Below are 15,970 nucleotides of genomic sequence, written 5' to 3' on the forward strand. Positions count from 1 at the left end.
CAAGTTTCATAAGAGGACACGACATTTATGCTATAGAAACAAAGAGTAAACATATTTTGTATACAAAATAAAAAAGACCTTGTATTACAAGGCCTTTTGCAAACTCACTTTATTTTGTAGCAAATACATATTATAATACAAACCTTGCTCACTTAATAATTCTTGATGTGTCCCTCTCTCTACTATCTCTCCATCATGCATCACAAAAATTTGATCCGCATCTTGAATTGTAGATAACCTATGCGCAATGGCTATCGTCGTTCTACCTTTTCGCATTTGTTGCAACGCTGTTTGAATAGCCTCTTCTGTTTCTGTATCGATATTAGCTGTTGCTTCATCTAATACTAATACTTTCGGATTCGTTGCTATCGTTCTAGCAAAAGCAATTAATTGTCGTTGACCGCTTGAAAATGCTGCACCTCTTTCTACTACTTCTGTTTCATACTGTTTTGGTAACTTTTCAATAAACGTATTCGCTTGCACAAATCGAGCAGCTTCTTTTACTTCTTCATCCGTAATTTCTTCATTATACATACGAATATTTTGCTTTACATTTCCAGCAAATAAAAATGCATCTTGCAATACGAGTCCTATTTTCTTTCTAATTTCTCGTTCTTCAAATTTTTCTAAATCTACACCGTCTATTACAATATTTCCTGACTTAATATTATAAAATCGCATTAACAAATTCATAATCGTACTTTTTCCGCTACCAGTATGCCCAACAAAAGCAACCGTTTGCCCTTGTTTCACGTGAAATGATACATTTTTTAAAACGTCACGCTTTCCATCATATGAAAAAGTAACATTTTTAAATTCAATATCTCCATCCACGATTTGAGGATTCTCATTGCCTTTTTGAACCGGTGCTAAATCTTTCTCGTCCATTAAATGAAATACACGTGATGACGAAACAAGTGCCTGTTGGAAGAAGGACAATTTCATCATCATCTCATTTACAGGTTGGAAGAAACGATGTATATAGTTAACAAAAGCATATAAAACTCCTACTTCAACAGGGCTCTTTAAAGCATCAATCCCAAATAAACCTAGTACTAACGCAATAGCTACAATATGTACTAAATCCGTAGCTGGTCGTAAAAGTAATGCGTCTAACTTCAAAGTACGTCGCCCTGCACTATAATGTTTATTATTCACTTCTTCAAACTCTTTTCTCATACGTTTTTCTTGTCTGAACACTTGAACAATATTCATTCCTTGTATGGACTCGTTCAACTTTGCATTTAACACGCTTAGTTGATTACGTACTTCTAAATAAAAAGCTGCACTTTTCCGGCGATATAATACCATAATCGCAAACATTATCGGAATTAATACGAGAGAAAATAGCGCTAATTTTACATCTAATAAAAACATCGCTACTAAAATACCTACTAAAAAGACTACATTTTTTACAAATGTTGATAATACACTGACATAAAAATCTTTAATCGCTTCCGTATCATTTGTTATACGCGATACAAGTGTACCAATCGGCGTACGATCAAAGAAACTTAATGATAGCTTTTGAACATGTTCATATACTTCAACTCGCATATCTTGAACAATCTTAAAAGCAATGTTCTGAAAGTACAATAGATTTAAATACGTAAATAGTACTTTTAATAAATGAGCAACTATGTAAATTACAAATAAAGTAACGAGCGCTGATCGTTCAAAATCCCGCGGTACTAGGTGTTCATCGAGGAATTGTTTAATTAAAAAAGGACCCATCATTTCCGTTACTGTCGCACCAACTAAAAAGATAAATGCTAAAGATAGTAACCCTTTATATGGCTTCATATAGGAAAGCAATCTACTTAAATCACTTCGCTTCTTCTCTACCATCATACGCCTCCTTTCTCGACTAAAGCTTCTAATTGCTGGCTTTCATACATTTCCTTATACCAGCCGTTTTCCTTCATTAATTCCTCATGTGTACCTCTTTGTACAATTCTACCTTCATCAACAACAAGAATAAGATTGGCATGCTGAATTGCACTTAATCGGTGTGCAGTAATAATCGTCGTTTTCCCTGCTCTCTCCCTCTTTAAGGCACTTAAAATCGTCTCTTCTGTTTTTGCATCTACCGCTGATAAACAATCATCCAAAATTAAAATTTCAGCATTTGTTAATAAAGCACGAGCAATAGAGATTCGCTGTTTTTGACCACCAGATAACGAAACACCTCTTTCCCCTACTACTGTTTCATATCCTTCTGAAAATTGGAGGATGTCATTATGAATACAAGCAATCTCTGCTGCTTGGGTAATTTCATTATATGTAGCATCCGCCTTTCCAAAGGCAATATTCTCGCCAATACTTGCTGAAAATAAAAAATGATCTTGCGGCACGTATGAAATGGCAGAACGGACACCATGAAGTGTTATATCTCGAATATCTCGCTCCCCAATTTTTAATTCACCATTAAAATGATCATACTCACGGATTAAACATTTTAATAAAGTCGTTTTCCCTGCGCCTGTACGTCCTACAACTCCTAGCGTTTCGCCCTTCTTCAAATCAAAGTGAATATCGTTTAAATGTAACAATTCATTTTTCTTATACGAAAATGAATCAACGGCAAACGAAACATTACCGCTCGCTATTGTATGTACAGCATTTTCGCTATTTACTACATCTGATTTTTGTGAAAGAATTTTTTCTACACGGTCATATGAAGCACGCCCACGCTCCATAATATTGAATAACCATCCAAACGCTAACATTGGCCAAACGAGGGTACCTAAATATGTCGTAAATGTAACGAGATCACCTACTGTTAATTCACCTCTTACAACTAATACCGATCCGTAACATACTGCGATTAAAAAAGAAAATCCAACGATAAGAGAGATTGTCGGATCAAATAACGAATCAATACGTGCAACTAACACATTTTTATGTACAACATCTTCTGATTTTCTTCGAAACGCCTGTAAATCTTCTTTCTCTTGTCCAAGCGAGCGAATCACTTTCATTCCACTCATACTCTCTTGCACTTTATCATTGATTTCCGAAAACGATTGCTGTGCTTTATGAAACCTTTTATGTAATAAAGTTCCATAATAATTTGTCGAAATAGCTACAATCGGCATTGGAATTAAACTTAATAATGTTAACTTCCAACTAATTGTAAAACCCATCGCTACGAGTACACATCCTCCGACAGCTAATGAGTCAACAAGCGTCAAAACACCTGCTCCAGCAGTTTGCTGGATCGCTTGAATATCATTGGTCGCATGTGCCATTAAATCACCTGTCCGATTTGACTGATAGAAAGATGGACTCATCTTTGTAAAATGTTCATACAAATTTTTTCGTAATTGGCGAGCTAATTTTAATGAAGACCCGAAAATCATAATACGCCATATGTAACGTAATATGTACATCGTAATACCTACAATTACTAATAGTACAACCCATTTTAGTAACTTATCGGTCGTCAATGTTCCATCATTAATTTCATCTACAACGATTCCAATTACTTTTGGTGCTACAAGTTCTAAAAGTGCAACGCCAAACAATAAAATAATTCCAGTTATGTACGCTCGTTTTTCTTGTTTAAAAAACCACGCTAAATTCATAAACACTTTCATTTTTTTCCTCCTCCCTTAAAATGAGCGATGTTTTCAGTTTACCAAAAATACAGAATTTTTAAAAGTTTTAAAAACTATAACTAACAAAAAGAAAGACACTCTTAGCGAGTGTCTTTTAGCGCTTATTTCATTTGTTGCTTGTTCATTGCGCTCATCATTTGATTGATTTTCTTTTGGGAAGGTTTTTGTCCCATTTGCATCATCATCATTTTTAACATTTGTTCGTTAATTGGTGGATTTTTTTGTAAGTAATTCATCATGTATTTGCGGGCAATGAAAAATCCTAACGCCACGCCTGCTACTAGTGCTACTACGCCCACTAGAATACCTAACCAAATTGGCATATATTTTCCTCCTTCATGTTGTCTACCTTACAGTGTACTAAAACCTTTTCAATAAGACAAGATACAATTCGACATTTTTTACACATATGTTCGTACTTGTTTTAGAGGATTCAGCCATCCGTACTTTGTATTTTCATAATCCATAGCTAAAAATGTTAATTCACACTTTCTTAACACCTCAAAGAACGTCGTTTCCATAGAGACATTTCCAGAGGTATTCATACGAATATAGTGCGGTTTCACCATTATTTCGCCGTACTCCGCTCCCGTATAAAGTGTATGTGTATGATGTGTTCTATCATATTTACCAAGAACGCGCAAAGCTTGTTCTAATTTATGATGAATTTTCATTACTTGCAATGGCATCGTTATATACATCATTTGCTTATATAACACTTTTTTCTCCGAAAGGGACCCAGATTCTGAAAATCGAGCAAATAAATCAAAAAACAAATATTCACGACCAAAATAAGCTTTCGCAATATCCTCTTGAATTAAATACAATTCATACGTTTTCATTTTTCCACTCCCAATCTGGACAACCTTTTCTCTTCATTATATATAAGAAAATTTGCAATGATTGTCTGACTGCGGAGAGATAAAAAACTTTTTCTGTCGAAAAAACTCATTTACATAGAAAAACCTCTCCATGCCGGAGAGATTTTTCTGAAATGATTAAAGCATTTCTTTTACTTTACGAACAACGTTCTCTACAGTAAATCCATACTCTTCCATAATCTTCTCACCAGGAGCAGAAGCACCGAATGTATCGATACCTAACACATCTCCTTCAAGACCTACGTAACGGTGCCATCCGAATGTAGCACCCATTTCGATTGCGAAACGTTTTGTTACTGCTTTTGGTAATACAGATTCTTTGTACTCTGCAGTTTGAGCTTCGAAGCGATCCATAGATGGCATGCTGACAACAGCTGCGTCAACGCCGTCTACTGCTAATGCTTTTTGAGCTTCAACAGCTAGGCTTACTTCAGATCCAGTTGCAAGTAAGATTACGTCAGCCGTTTCTTTCTTGCTTGCAGAAACTACATATGCACCTTTTGCTACTTTTTCATACGTATCATCTTTTGCACCTTCTAATGTTGGAAGGTCTTGACGAGTTAATACTAAAGCAGTTGGTTTGTTTGTAGATTCTAAAGCTAGTCTCCAAGCTGCAACAGATTCGTTACCATCAGCAGGACGGATAACAGAAACGTTTGGCATTGCACGAAGCGCTGCTAATTGCTCGATTGGTTCATGTGTTGGACCATCTTCACCAACAGCGATACTGTCATGTGTGAATACATACGTTACTGGCAATTGCATTAATGCTGCAAGGCGAATTGCTGGACGTAAGTAATCAGAGAATACGAAGAACGTACCACCGTAAGTTTTTAAACCACCATGTAGTGCAATACCGTTCATTGCTGCACCCATTGCGAACTCACGTACACCGTACCAAATGTTTTTACCGCTGTAATCATCTCTTGTAAAGTCTTTTTCGTTATTCATGTATGTTTTGTTAGAACCAGCAAGGTCAGCAGATCCACCGAAGAATGATGGTACAGACTCTGCAATTGCATTAATTACAGCACCAGAAGAATTACGAGTTGCTGCTTTTGATCCTAATTCATAAGTTGGTAAGTTTTGCTCCCAACCTTCTGGAAGTTGACCGTTCATTGCTGCTTGGAATTCGTTTGCTAATTCTGGGTATGCTTGTGCATATTCACCTAGCATCGTGTTCCACTCAGCTTGCGCAGTTTCACCAACATCTTGTACTGTTTTACGGAAGTTGTCATATACTTCTTCTGCTACGTGGAAGTCTTGCTCAGCAGTCCAAGCATATGCTTCTTTCGTTAATTTTGTTTCTTCTACACCAAGTGGAGAACCATGTGAAGCTGATTTTCCTGATTTGTTTGGAGAACCGAAACCAATTGTCGTTCTTACTTCAATTAGCGTTGGGCGTTTTTCGTCAGCTTTCGCTTCTTCAATTGCTTTCGCGATTGCTTCAATATCGTTTCCATCCTCAACACGGATTACTTGCCATCCGTATGCTTTGTAACGATCTTCTACACTTTCAGAGAATGAACGATTTAAATCGCCATCTAATGAAATATCGTTTGAATCGTAAAGCACAACAAGACGACCTAATTGTAAATGAGCAGCTAATGAAGATGCTTCAGCAGAAACGCCCTCCATTAAATCTCCATCACCACAAATAGCATATGTATAATGATCTACTACATTATACGCATCACGGTTATATTTAGCAGCTAAATGTCTTTCAGCCATTGCCATACCTACAGCAGTTGCAATACCTTGTCCAAGTGGACCAGTCGTTGCATCTACACCAGCTGTATGACCATACTCAGGATGTCCTGGAGTTTTGCTTCCCCATTGACGGAAGTTCTTTAAGTCATCCATTGTTACATCATAACCAGATAGGTGAAGTAGGCTGTATAATAACATTGAACCATGACCTGCAGATAATACGAAACGATCACGGTTAAACCACGTTGGGTTATTTGGATTGTGTTTCATAAATTGAGTCCATAATGTATAAGCCATTGGTGCTGCACCCATTGGCATTCCTGGGTGACCAGAGTTTGCTTTTTCAATCGCATCGATGGATAATGTGCGAATCGTGTTGATAGAAAGTTGTTCGATTGAATGTGACATGCTATTCTTCCCTTCGCTTATATTAGTAAACGTTTTATACATTTATATGATAGCTTCCCACGCAAGATTATACAACATGTATCGACAAATATGTTGATATTTTTTTGATTTTTTATAAAAAAATCAATGTTTCCGGGAATGTATGGGCATTCAATATGACATACTTTTTCATTATTTTTATTTTAAAAAGAAAGGGAATTATCTGTATATTTATACAAATTTCTTCTATACTTACTTTTTTAAATAAGTTTTTAAAAACATAAAAAAGCATCTAACTTCGATGCTTTTCAAATAAGTTAAACAATCCGTTTCCGAATCGAGCTTGAAATCAAATCAATTATAATTACCATTAAAATAATACCTAATAAAATAATACCAACACGAGACCAATTCCGTGAACTCAGCGCAAAAATTAAAGGTGTACCAATCCCTCCTGCTCCGATAACTCCTAAAATCGCAGCGGATCGTACATTAATTTCAAATCTGTATAACGTATACGATAGAAAATCTGGTAACACTTGCGGTAACACCGCATACCAAAGTATTTGAAAACGATTTGCTCCTGTTGCTAGTAATGCTTCCGTCGGTCCTTTATCTATGTTTTCAATTCCTTCTGAATATAGTTTTCCTAACATTCCAATAGAATGCAATCCTAAGGCTAATACTCCTGCAAAAGAGCCTGGACCAACAGCTTTTATAAATAAAAGAGCCATAACTAATTCAGGAAACGTACGAACAAAACTAAGTACAAATTTCCCAAATCCTGAAGTTAATTTTCCACTACTCATATTCGTTGCCGCCCAAAAAGCAAACGGAACAGATAAAAATGCAGAAATAAATGTACCTAATATCGCAATTGCCAACGTATCAATTAATCCATGTAATAAATCTTCACCATCTGGCAAAGATACATACGACCAGTCTGGAGTCAATATCCCTGTCATAATTGCTTTTGTAATTTCTCCCGCCGTTTCCTTTATTCCCTCTAGCGGTACTCCTGAAAAAGCCCATATATAAACAAATGTAAGTGCTATAAAAATAAACGAGCGATACACACTCGGTTTCTTCGGTTTTGGTACGATTATCGTCGTTTTACTCATTATAATTTCTCCCGCAACAATGTACTTACATAATCAATTACCAATACAACAACAAGAGTATAGATGATAATAGATGCAGTTTGTTGATATTGTAAAAATCCAAGTGTACGATCATAATATAGTCCAATACCACCTGCTCCTACTAAACCTAGGACAGCCGCTGCCCGTACATTCACCTCAAATGTATATAGTACATAGGAAACAAAGTGTGCTTTTACTTGTGGAATGACTCCATAAACAATCCATTGCACCTTATTAGCCCCTACAGCTGTCATCGCTTCTAGTGGGCCAGGGTCAATTGATTCAATTGATTCATACAACAATTTCGCCACGAGCCCAATTGAGAAAAAAGTAAGAGCTAAAATACCCGGAAGTGGTCCTATTCCAAAAATAGCTACGAAAATTGCCGCTAATAATAAATCTGGTATCGTTCGAATAAAATTTAAAATCAATCGAGCTGGACTGTATAAAAATGTACTAGTAAACACATTACTTGCCGCAAACAGTGCAAGTGGAATAGCTAAAATCGCTCCTAAAGTCGTCCCAATAATCGCCATACGTATTGTATCTAACATTGCTGTTGTAATAACTTGAAAATAACTCCAATCTGGCGGCACCATTTCTTTTAACAAATCCATTATATTAGGAAAACCAACTACTAGCTTTGAAAATGATGCGTCGACCTGTATACTACTTCCCCACAACAGTAAAATGAATAGAATAAACGTTAACATATGTTTTAACTTACTCGGCGGCTTCGGTATCGACTTCGAATATATCGTCACATCATTCATTTAGCTGCCACCTCTAACAATTCACTTTTCTGTGCTACGTCACCATAAATTTCAGCAAACTTTTCATCCGTTGCTGCTTCTACTAAACCATCAAAAACAATTTCGCCTGCATGTAATCCAATAATACGCGTCGCATATTGCCTAGCTAAAGCAATAGAATGTAAGTTTACAATTGTTGTAATTCCAAAATCTTCATTAATTTTCTTTAAATCATCTAATACTTGCTTTGTTGTTAGCGGATCTAACGACGCAACAGGTTCATCTGCCAATATGATTTTTGCTTCTTGCGCCAATGCTCTAGCTATCGATACACGTTGTTGTTGTCCTCCTGATAATTCATCAGCACGTGCATATGCTTTTTCTAAAATATTCACTCTTTTTAACGCTTGAAATGCGAGCTCCACATCCTCTTTCGGAAACAAACCTAACGTTGTACGCAATGTCGAATGATATCCAACACGGCCAGCTAATACATTCTTCAATACTGTTGATCGCTTTACAAGGTTAAAACTTTGAAAGATCATACCAATATCCCGGCGCATACGTCGTAAATCTTTTCCTTTTGCAGCAGTAATAGACTCACATTCAATCATGATTTCGCCTTCTGTAATCTCATGAAGACGATTTACCGATTTTAGAAGTGTAGACTTTCCAGCTCCGGACAGCCCTACCATTACAACAAACTCACCTTTTTGAATTTTCAAGTTTATATTATTCAATCCTTTTGTACCATTTGGATACACTTTGGAGACATTTCGAAATTCTATCACACATCTTACCTACCTTCTATGTATTCAAAACGGCAAACTAACTGAAAACATTCCCTTTCAGCTAGCTGCCATTTCCATATGTATTATTGCGTTTTTACTTTCTTCCCATATTCACGAACGATGTCAAATTTACTATCATCAGATTTAACATATCCTTCATGTGAATATACTTCTTTAATGATTTTGTGACCTTCCTCATTTTTTCCAATTTCAATGAAAGCATCCTGTAATTTCTTGCTCCACTCTTCATCTAAATCAGAACGTACCGAAATCGTATCGTTTGGAATTTTCTCCGTAAATTTCACTATTTTCGTTTGCTCGAATATATTCGGATAATCTTTTTTTACAATATTACGAGCATCTTGGAATACAACAGCTGCATCTACGTCACCATTTAAAAGAGCAATAAGCGACTGATCGTGACCTTTTAATGTAACAGGTTTCACATCTTTTAACGGATCAATTCCCTCTTTTAATAGAACAGCTGCAGGCCATACATACCCTGCTGATGATGTTACGTCTTGATAACCAATCTTTTTACCTTTTAAATCTTTTACACTATTTATATTAGAGTCTTTTTTAACAACAAACTCAGATTTATAATAATCTACTAAATCTTTTGTAGGAGCTCCTGTTTCATCCTCTACTCCAAAACGTTGTGCTTGTAAAATTACATTTGCAGCCTTCTTTTCATGTGCTAATACGTACGCTGTTGGCGGTAAAAATCCTACATCTACTTGTTTAGATGCCATCGCTTCTACAATTGTATTGTAGTTCGTTGAAATACTAACTTTTACTGGAATATTTAACTTATCACTTAATAGCTTCTCAAGCGGTTTTGCCTTCGCCTCTAACGTATCTGCATTTTGAGAAGGAACAAATTGAACATTTAAAGTCTTCGGTACATACCCTTTTTTCGTATCTTCATTTTTACTTGCACTTGATTCCTTCGTTCCACAGCCACTTAATAATCCCGCTGCTAGTACAACTGTTGTGCTCATTGCAAAAACTTTTTTCAACATATTAATGCCTCCATTTTTCATTGTTATAAAATAACCTTTCATAAACATGAAGAAATATATCACATATTTTTACAAATAATTGATTATTTACAGAATCTTTACACATTCTATACACTCACATTAAAATTCTCTTCACATATTTGATATGATGAATTGGAAGATAACAATAGAAAAGGTGAGTCATATTGGAACAAAATCAAACTGTAACTTTAAACATCTTATTAACAAGCGATATACATGGCACTGTTTATCCTATTCACTACCAAGATAACTCCCCAGCAGAACTTGGTTTAGCTAAAATTTCTACTCTTATAAAAAAAGAACGTTCCCAAAATACAAACGTTCTTTTAATTGATAATGGCGACTTTATTCAAGGAACACCATTTACTTATCATTATGTTACATACGAAAAAAACAAAAAAAACCCAATGTCCTTATTAGCAAATTACTTACAGTATGACGCTGCAATTATCGGCAATCATGAGTTTAATTACGGGATGGGTATATTAAATAACGCTGTGACTACTGCGAACTTCCCGTACCTATCAGCAAACATTTTAGATAAAAACATAAAGAAACCTTATTTCGGAAAACCTTATATAATCAAACAGATTGAATCCAATATAAAAATTGCTATTTTAGGGGTGACAACGCACTACATTACCAATTGGGAACAACCCCATCACATTAAAGACTTACAATTTGAAGATGCATTAGAAACAACGAAAAAGTGGGTTTCTTACATTCGCAAACATGAGAAACCAGATTTACTAGTCGTAGCGTATCACGGGGGAGTTGAACGAGATTTACAAACCGGGGTACCGACTGAAGTTTTAACAGGAGAAAACCAAGGATATGCAATGTGCCATGAAATTGACGACATAGATATTTTATTAACAGGCCACCAACACCGGGAAATTGCTCACACAATGGCTAACGGTGTAACAATTTTACAGACCGGATGTAATGGAAACTCAGTTGGAAAAGTAAAAATAACATTCGAAAAAACAAAACATAAATGGGTTAAAAAAGAGAGTTCTTCTGAATTATTATCTGTACAAGGAGTTGAGGCTGACCAAGATGTACTTTCATTGGTAGCCGATTACGAAGAGAAAACACAAAAGTGGCTTGATCAACCTATTGGAATCATTCAGGGGGATATGCAAATTTCAGATGCTATGCAAACTCGTTTGCATGATCATCCTTTTATCGAATTCATAAATAAAATACAGATGGATATAGCTAATGTATCAATTTCTTGTACAAGTTTGTTCCATAATACATCTCCAGGTTTCCCGGAACATGTAACAATGCGTGACATCGTTTCTAATTATATTTATCCAAACACATTAAAAGTAATTAGAATAACTGGAGCGGATATAAAAAATGCTCTTGAACTCTCTGCTTCTTATTTCACATTAAAAACAGATGGATCCATCACCGTAAGTCCTACCTACATAGAACCAAAGCCACAACATTATAATTATGATATGTGGGAAGGGATTTCATACGTATTAAACATTTCAAAACCAATTGGTGAAAGAGTAGAATCTTTACAGTATAACAGTGCTCCTCTTAATATGAATGAAGAATATGACGTTGTAATGAATAATTATCGTGCAAGTGGCGGGGGAAATTTCTTTATGTTTCAAAACAAACCGGTAGTAAAAGATATACCCACAGATATGTCTGAACTTATCGCTAATTATATATTGGAACATAAAACGATAGAAGCAACAGTTAATAACAACTGGAAAGTTATTAAATAACGATTTTTACATATAAAAAAGATGGGCTTCGCCCATCTTTTAATTTAATTTTGCATTATCTTGCTTTTTTAAAGCTTTTAATTTCGTCGGTGTAACATCTGTACCTTCTTCGTTAACAACTTTAATACCTTTAAGTTCGTTTAACATATTTTGACGAAATCCTTTTAAATATTGTTCACGTAGCGATTGACGCTCACGTTGCTCTTCTTCAGTTAAACCTTCAGCTTTTGCTTTTTTCGCTAAGAAGTTAATGCGTTCAACGAGTTCGTGATTAATCATCTCGAATCCCCCTTCTAATCAAAACTGATTATTATCATACAATAGTTACTCTTCTTTATCAAGCAATTGCTTCGTATACTCTACATATCTACGATGTACAGTCGCCTTTGAAACATTATGACCAAATCCACGTAATGTTGCTGCAATTTCTTCAAACGTGAGTTCACTTTTTCGCAAACGTACAATTTCCTCAATTGGCACTTCTTTTTTCTCTCTTCCTACACTTAAATGACGATTTTTTAAATTTTTTTCTGGACGATAACCTTTTTCTACTGCACGTTGCATACCTCGTTTAATTTTCAAATTATGAATCTTTCTTTGATATTCTTCAACAATACCAATAATATCTAATACCATTGAATCAGAATCCGACAATTGTAATTCACCATTATGTGTATGCGTATATACTTTTATGCCTTCTTTATGTAAACAATGCATTAACGCGATCTTCGCATTTCCTCTACCAAGACGCGTTTCATCTTGTATAAGTAACACATCAATTTGTTCGTCTCGAATTGTATCCAACACCTCTAATATACCGTCACGTTCAATTGTATATCCACTAGCCTGCTCTTCAATCACCTTAGTAACATTCATTTGATAGCGCTCAGCTAAATGCAATAATTCATCTTTTTGACGTAATAATGATGTTTCTTGCGCTTCTTTCGTTGTACTCACACGTGCATAAATAATTGCATTCATTTTGAACCCCTCTTTCTCCCTATTATTTCCCTATAGTGTAACATAAATCCGCCATTTGTTCGAACTTATGTTTGTAGAATATTTTTTCACATGTTATACTTATTAATAAGAAAAATGAAAGAAAACGAGGTGTTAGAAAACATGGAAAAGTTAACGAAACGCCAGCAAGACATTCTCGACTTTATTAAGCTAAAAGTACAAGAAAAAGGATATCCACCTTCCGTACGTGAAATTGGTCAAGCAGTCGGCCTCGCTTCTAGTTCTACAGTGCACGGACATTTATCACGATTAGAAGAAAAAGGATACATTCGACGCGATCCAACAAAACCACGTGCCATTGAAATTTTAGGTGAAGACCGAATGGATACGGAAACACAATCTGTTATTCAAGTTCCAATTGTCGGAAAAGTCACTGCTGGTTTACCAATTACAGCGGTCGAAAGCGTAGAAGAACATTTCCCACTTCCAGCTAGTATTGTTGCTGGAGCAGACCAAGTGTTCATGTTACGTATTTCTGGAGATAGTATGATTGAAGCTGGTATTTTCGATGGAGATTTAGTTGTTGTTCGCCAACAGCAGTCTGCATATAATGGTGAAATTGTAGTCGCTTTAACAGAGGATAACGAAGCAACAGTTAAACGTTTCTATAAAGAAAAAGACCATTTCCGTCTACAACCAGAAAACTCTTCATTAGAACCTATCATTTTAAAACAAGTGTCAGTTATCGGGAAAGTAATTGGCGTATATCGTGATTTACATTAAAAATAACAAAAAGAAGATAATTACCTTATTTATATACGGTAATTATCTTCTTTTTGTATTTTGATAGATTTCCATGCATTCTATTTCTTATTAACGAGTTTCAATCGTCACATCTCCCGCAGCCGTTTTACCGCTAATCTTTTTACTGCCATTTCCAATTGTTACATTTTTATTTTCTTCATTAAAAATTGTTACATCTCCAGCAGCACTTTGCCCAGTAATTACCGCATCTTGTGGTTTTTCCGATAAAGTAATATCTATATCTCCCGCAGTTGAACTTGCTTCTAGATTATACTTAGAATCATGATCTTGAATATTTATTTCCCCACTTGTTGTTTTTGCGGTCACTTTCCCTAATACCTTCTTAAAGTTCACCTCACCAGCTTTTGTCGATCCCTCCACATTCTTAGCCGTTACTTGTTTCAACTCTACTTCTCCAGCAAGTGTTCTAACACTTACGCTATCACTTTTCACATCACTCATTTCGATTTGTCCAGCAGATGAATTTACTTTTACATCTTGGTAAGAGCGTTCGGGCACAAGGAGAGTCAATTTAGACGTTTGAAACCTAAAATCGTAAAAAGAAAAATCAAATGAAGCACCTTTTTCTCTTTCCCCAATAATTTTTAATGTGTCACCATCTTCTGCGATACGAATCTCTTGTTTACGTACATCTCCCGATTGCTTTACATAAAAAGAAGAGTCAGGAGATTTTTGGACAATAATATCCCCGGCATCTAACTTAACTTCTATATTTTTTAATGTTTCGTTTTTAATTACATTTTCTTTATCGCCTTTTTCAGCAGTTTGTACTGCTTTTTCATATGTTTGGGAAATTCCTATTACTCCAATAATGATACAAGCGATAGCGATTAAAAATAGTTTTTTCATCATTTACTCTCCTTTTATCATTTTGAAGTTCCATATTACATATCGTACACACAATCTCTTAAACCACTTTGTACTATAAAAAGCGATAATACATAACAATAAACCTACCCCAACAAACGTTATACTAACGAAAAGATCCAACCATATAAAAGTACCCATAAATACTTTTCCAATAACGAAAAATGGTGTTACTACACTAGCAATACCACCGATCCAAAAAGAAAATATAAAAGCAATAATTGCGACTAACGGGCCTAACACAATAATAAAATTAAACAAACTAAGTCCAATCGCTGCCATAACAGCTCTTGTCACATTTGAAGTCGATGGATTTTTTTTCATTTCATCGAAGCGATACATCGCAAGTAATTCTTTCGCGATTACTTTCGGAGAACCAAGGCCCTGTATTATTTCCGATTCAGTTTTCCCCTCTTCTAGTCCAAACTGAAAGTGCTCTTCATAATCCAATAAAATATCTTGCCTCTCTTCCTCTGGTAACTTTCTAAGATAACTTGATAATTCTTTAAGAAACCCTTCTTTACTCATCCCATTCCACCCCTTCAATAATTTCTTGTACCCCTTTCGCAAAATCACGCCATTCTGTTACTAACAAATGAAATTGCGTCTCCCCTTGCTCTGTTAATTGATAATATTTACGAGGTGGCCCTTCCGTAGATTCCTTTAAATACGTTTGAAAATACCCTTCTTTCGTCAAACGACGTAATAAAGGGTATACTGATCCTTCCGATATTAAAAATTTATTAGAAATTTGCTGAACAAGTTCATAACCGTAACTATCTTTACGTTTTACAAGTGCTAATACACAAAGTTCAAGCACACCTTTTTTAAATTGAACGTTCAAGTGCCATCCTCCTTTCCTATCTTAGTACTGTTCAATACACGGTACCTGTTTTATCCATAATATACCACTTAGTATTGTTTATTGCAAGGTACTAAACTATATTTATTCCCTAAATTTAGAAAATGAACTAACGAAATCCTGAATAAGACTGCGTTATAACTAAGCATCATTACGTTAATATCATTGAGTGATAATCTGATTCACAAGCCACAAACTTATAGCCTTGCAGATGAGGACATAAAAATCATCGCTCGCGTTGTACAGGCAGTAAAGAATTATTAAGTTATAGCACAAGTGATTTAAAAAAGATAAAATCAATTCTTTTGAAAAGATTTTCTTAGTAACATGATTCAAAATAACCAAAAACAATCCATTATCTAGTAGTTAATATATCCAATAA

The 15,970-nt window shown here is 35.3% G+C and carries 16 protein-coding genes and 1 pseudogene; 3 read left to right on the top strand and 14 right to left on the bottom strand.

Going from position 1 to position 15,970, the window contains the following annotated elements; translation table 11 throughout:
• Positions 1 to 84: 84 nt before the first annotated feature.
• From ACTL4X_RS18710 to ACTL4X_RS18750, 9 genes are all read right to left on the bottom strand, one after another.
• Complete coding sequence (locus ACTL4X_RS18710) at positions 85 to 1,848, bottom strand: ABC transporter ATP-binding protein (RefSeq protein ID WP_000229520.1); 1,764 nt, start codon at positions 1,846 to 1,848, stop codon at positions 85 to 87.
• Entirely contained in the window at positions 1,848 to 3,599 is a 1,752-nt protein-coding gene (locus ACTL4X_RS18715; RefSeq protein WP_000862455.1) for an ABC transporter ATP-binding protein, read from the bottom strand. The genes ACTL4X_RS18710 and ACTL4X_RS18715 overlap by 1 nt, the downstream gene beginning before the upstream one ends.
• Before the next feature lie 122 nt (positions 3,600 to 3,721).
• On the bottom strand, positions 3,722 to 3,943 hold the full coding sequence (locus tag ACTL4X_RS18720) for a YneF family protein (protein WP_001123317.1): 222 nt from the start codon (positions 3,941 to 3,943) through the stop codon (positions 3,722 to 3,724).
• A gap of 78 nt (positions 3,944 to 4,021) precedes the next feature.
• Positions 4,022 to 4,462, bottom strand: a complete 441-nt coding sequence (gene sirA / locus ACTL4X_RS18725) for a sporulation inhibitor of replication protein SirA (protein ID WP_000860645.1) — start codon at positions 4,460 to 4,462, stop codon at positions 4,022 to 4,024.
• Between the two features lie 156 nt (positions 4,463 to 4,618).
• Positions 4,619 to 6,619: a transketolase gene (tkt, locus tag ACTL4X_RS18730; RefSeq protein ID WP_000019766.1), complete on the bottom strand. Its 2,001-nt coding sequence runs from the start codon at positions 6,617 to 6,619 to the stop codon at positions 4,619 to 4,621.
• A 296-nt stretch (positions 6,620 to 6,915) separates the two neighbouring features.
• Positions 6,916 to 7,719: a phosphonate ABC transporter, permease protein PhnE gene (gene phnE / locus ACTL4X_RS18735; protein ID WP_000047897.1), complete on the bottom strand. Its 804-nt coding sequence runs from the start codon at positions 7,717 to 7,719 to the stop codon at positions 6,916 to 6,918.
• Positions 7,719 to 8,513 (bottom strand): phosphonate ABC transporter, permease protein PhnE, encoded by a 795-nt coding sequence (phnE, locus tag ACTL4X_RS18740; protein WP_001000763.1) that lies wholly within the window; start codon positions 8,511 to 8,513, stop codon positions 7,719 to 7,721. The genes phnE (ACTL4X_RS18735) and phnE (ACTL4X_RS18740) overlap by 1 nt, the downstream gene beginning before the upstream one ends.
• Entirely contained in the window at positions 8,510 to 9,283 is a 774-nt protein-coding gene (gene phnC / locus ACTL4X_RS18745) for a phosphonate ABC transporter ATP-binding protein (protein ID WP_000569244.1), read from the bottom strand. The genes phnE (ACTL4X_RS18740) and phnC overlap by 4 nt, the downstream gene beginning before the upstream one ends.
• A gap of 83 nt (positions 9,284 to 9,366) precedes the next feature.
• A complete protein-coding gene (locus tag ACTL4X_RS18750; RefSeq protein ID WP_000915065.1) occupies positions 9,367 to 10,305 on the bottom strand; it encodes a phosphate/phosphite/phosphonate ABC transporter substrate-binding protein in 939 nt (312 codons plus the stop codon).
• Between the two features lie 185 nt (positions 10,306 to 10,490).
• On the opposite strand from ACTL4X_RS18750, the gene ACTL4X_RS18755 reads away from it, so the two are divergent.
• Positions 10,491 to 12,074, top strand: coding sequence for a bifunctional metallophosphatase/5'-nucleotidase (locus tag ACTL4X_RS18755; protein WP_086401140.1), 1,584 nt, complete (start codon positions 10,491 to 10,493; stop codon positions 12,072 to 12,074).
• A 39-nt stretch (positions 12,075 to 12,113) separates the two neighbouring features.
• Here the strand turns inward: ACTL4X_RS18755 and ACTL4X_RS18760 are convergent, their stop codons facing one another.
• Positions 12,114 to 12,353 carry a DUF896 domain-containing protein gene (locus ACTL4X_RS18760; RefSeq protein WP_000607015.1) on the bottom strand — a complete coding sequence of 80 codons (240 nt, stop codon included), beginning with the start codon at positions 12,351 to 12,353 and terminating at the stop codon, positions 12,114 to 12,116.
• A gap of 45 nt (positions 12,354 to 12,398) precedes the next feature.
• Positions 12,399 to 13,055, bottom strand: a complete 657-nt coding sequence (locus tag ACTL4X_RS18765) for a YneB family resolvase-like protein (protein WP_000991469.1) — start codon at positions 13,053 to 13,055, stop codon at positions 12,399 to 12,401.
• A gap of 141 nt (positions 13,056 to 13,196) precedes the next feature.
• Between ACTL4X_RS18765 and lexA the strand changes: the two genes are divergently transcribed.
• A complete protein-coding gene (gene lexA, locus ACTL4X_RS18770) occupies positions 13,197 to 13,817 on the top strand; it encodes a transcriptional repressor LexA (protein ID WP_000413738.1) in 621 nt (206 codons plus the stop codon).
• Between the two features lie 90 nt (positions 13,818 to 13,907).
• On the opposite strand, the gene ACTL4X_RS18775 is transcribed toward lexA, so the two are convergent.
• From ACTL4X_RS18775 to ACTL4X_RS18785, 3 genes are read right to left on the bottom strand one after another with little or no spacing between them, the layout of a single operon-like run.
• Entirely contained in the window at positions 13,908 to 14,711 is an 804-nt protein-coding gene (locus ACTL4X_RS18775) for a DUF4097 family beta strand repeat-containing protein (protein ID WP_000976237.1), read from the bottom strand.
• The gene (locus ACTL4X_RS18780; protein ID WP_000031383.1) at positions 14,712 to 15,254 is read right to left on the bottom strand and encodes a DUF1700 domain-containing protein; all 543 of its coding nucleotides are present in this window, start codon (positions 15,252 to 15,254) and stop codon (positions 14,712 to 14,714) included. It abuts the gene before it with no gap.
• Positions 15,247 to 15,570, bottom strand: a complete 324-nt coding sequence (locus ACTL4X_RS18785; protein ID WP_001102628.1) for a PadR family transcriptional regulator — start codon at positions 15,568 to 15,570, stop codon at positions 15,247 to 15,249. Before ACTL4X_RS18785 ends, ACTL4X_RS18780 begins: the two co-directional genes overlap by 8 nt.
• 162 nt (positions 15,571 to 15,732) lie before the next feature.
• On the opposite strand from ACTL4X_RS18785, the pseudogene ACTL4X_RS18790 reads away from it, so the two are divergent.
• Positions 15,733 to 15,852 (top strand): annotated as a pseudogene (locus tag ACTL4X_RS18790) (LexA family protein); the annotation flags it as partial.
• Positions 15,853 to 15,970 lie beyond the last annotated feature (118 nt).

It is taken from the genome of Bacillus sp. RE35 (assembly GCF_052146655.1).
GTDB lineage: Bacteria > Bacillota > Bacilli > Bacillales > Bacillaceae_G > Bacillus_A > Bacillus_A cereus.

Excerpts from the sequence above, each read along its gene's own strand:
- lexA (WP_000413738.1), top strand. The coding sequence starts at position 13,197 with ATGGAAAAGTTAACGAAACGCCAGCAAGACATTCTCGACTTTATTAAG.
- ACTL4X_RS18780 (WP_000031383.1), bottom strand. The coding sequence starts at position 15,254 with ATGAGTAAAGAAGGGTTTCTTAAAGAATTATCAAGTTATCTTAGAAAG.
- ACTL4X_RS18775 (WP_000976237.1), bottom strand. The coding sequence starts at position 14,711 with ATGATGAAAAAACTATTTTTAATCGCTATCGCTTGTATCATTATTGGA.
- sirA (WP_000860645.1), bottom strand. The coding sequence starts at position 4,462 with ATGAAAACGTATGAATTGTATTTAATTCAAGAGGATATTGCGAAAGCT.
- ACTL4X_RS18720 (WP_001123317.1), bottom strand. The coding sequence starts at position 3,943 with ATGCCAATTTGGTTAGGTATTCTAGTGGGCGTAGTAGCACTAGTAGCA.
- ACTL4X_RS18760 (WP_000607015.1), bottom strand. The coding sequence starts at position 12,353 with ATGATTAATCACGAACTCGTTGAACGCATTAACTTCTTAGCGAAAAAA.
- phnE (WP_000047897.1), bottom strand. The coding sequence starts at position 7,719 with ATGAGTAAAACGACGATAATCGTACCAAAACCGAAGAAACCGAGTGTG.
- ACTL4X_RS18765 (WP_000991469.1), bottom strand. The coding sequence starts at position 13,055 with ATGAATGCAATTATTTATGCACGTGTGAGTACAACGAAAGAAGCGCAA.
- tkt (WP_000019766.1), bottom strand. The coding sequence starts at position 6,619 with ATGTCACATTCAATCGAACAACTTTCTATCAACACGATTCGCACATTA.
- ACTL4X_RS18710 (WP_000229520.1), bottom strand. The coding sequence starts at position 1,848 with ATGGTAGAGAAGAAGCGAAGTGATTTAAGTAGATTGCTTTCCTATATG.
- ACTL4X_RS18715 (WP_000862455.1), bottom strand. The coding sequence starts at position 3,599 with ATGAAAGTGTTTATGAATTTAGCGTGGTTTTTTAAACAAGAAAAACGA.
- phnE (WP_001000763.1), bottom strand. The coding sequence starts at position 8,513 with ATGAATGATGTGACGATATATTCGAAGTCGATACCGAAGCCGCCGAGT.
- ACTL4X_RS18750 (WP_000915065.1), bottom strand. The coding sequence starts at position 10,305 with ATGTTGAAAAAAGTTTTTGCAATGAGCACAACAGTTGTACTAGCAGCG.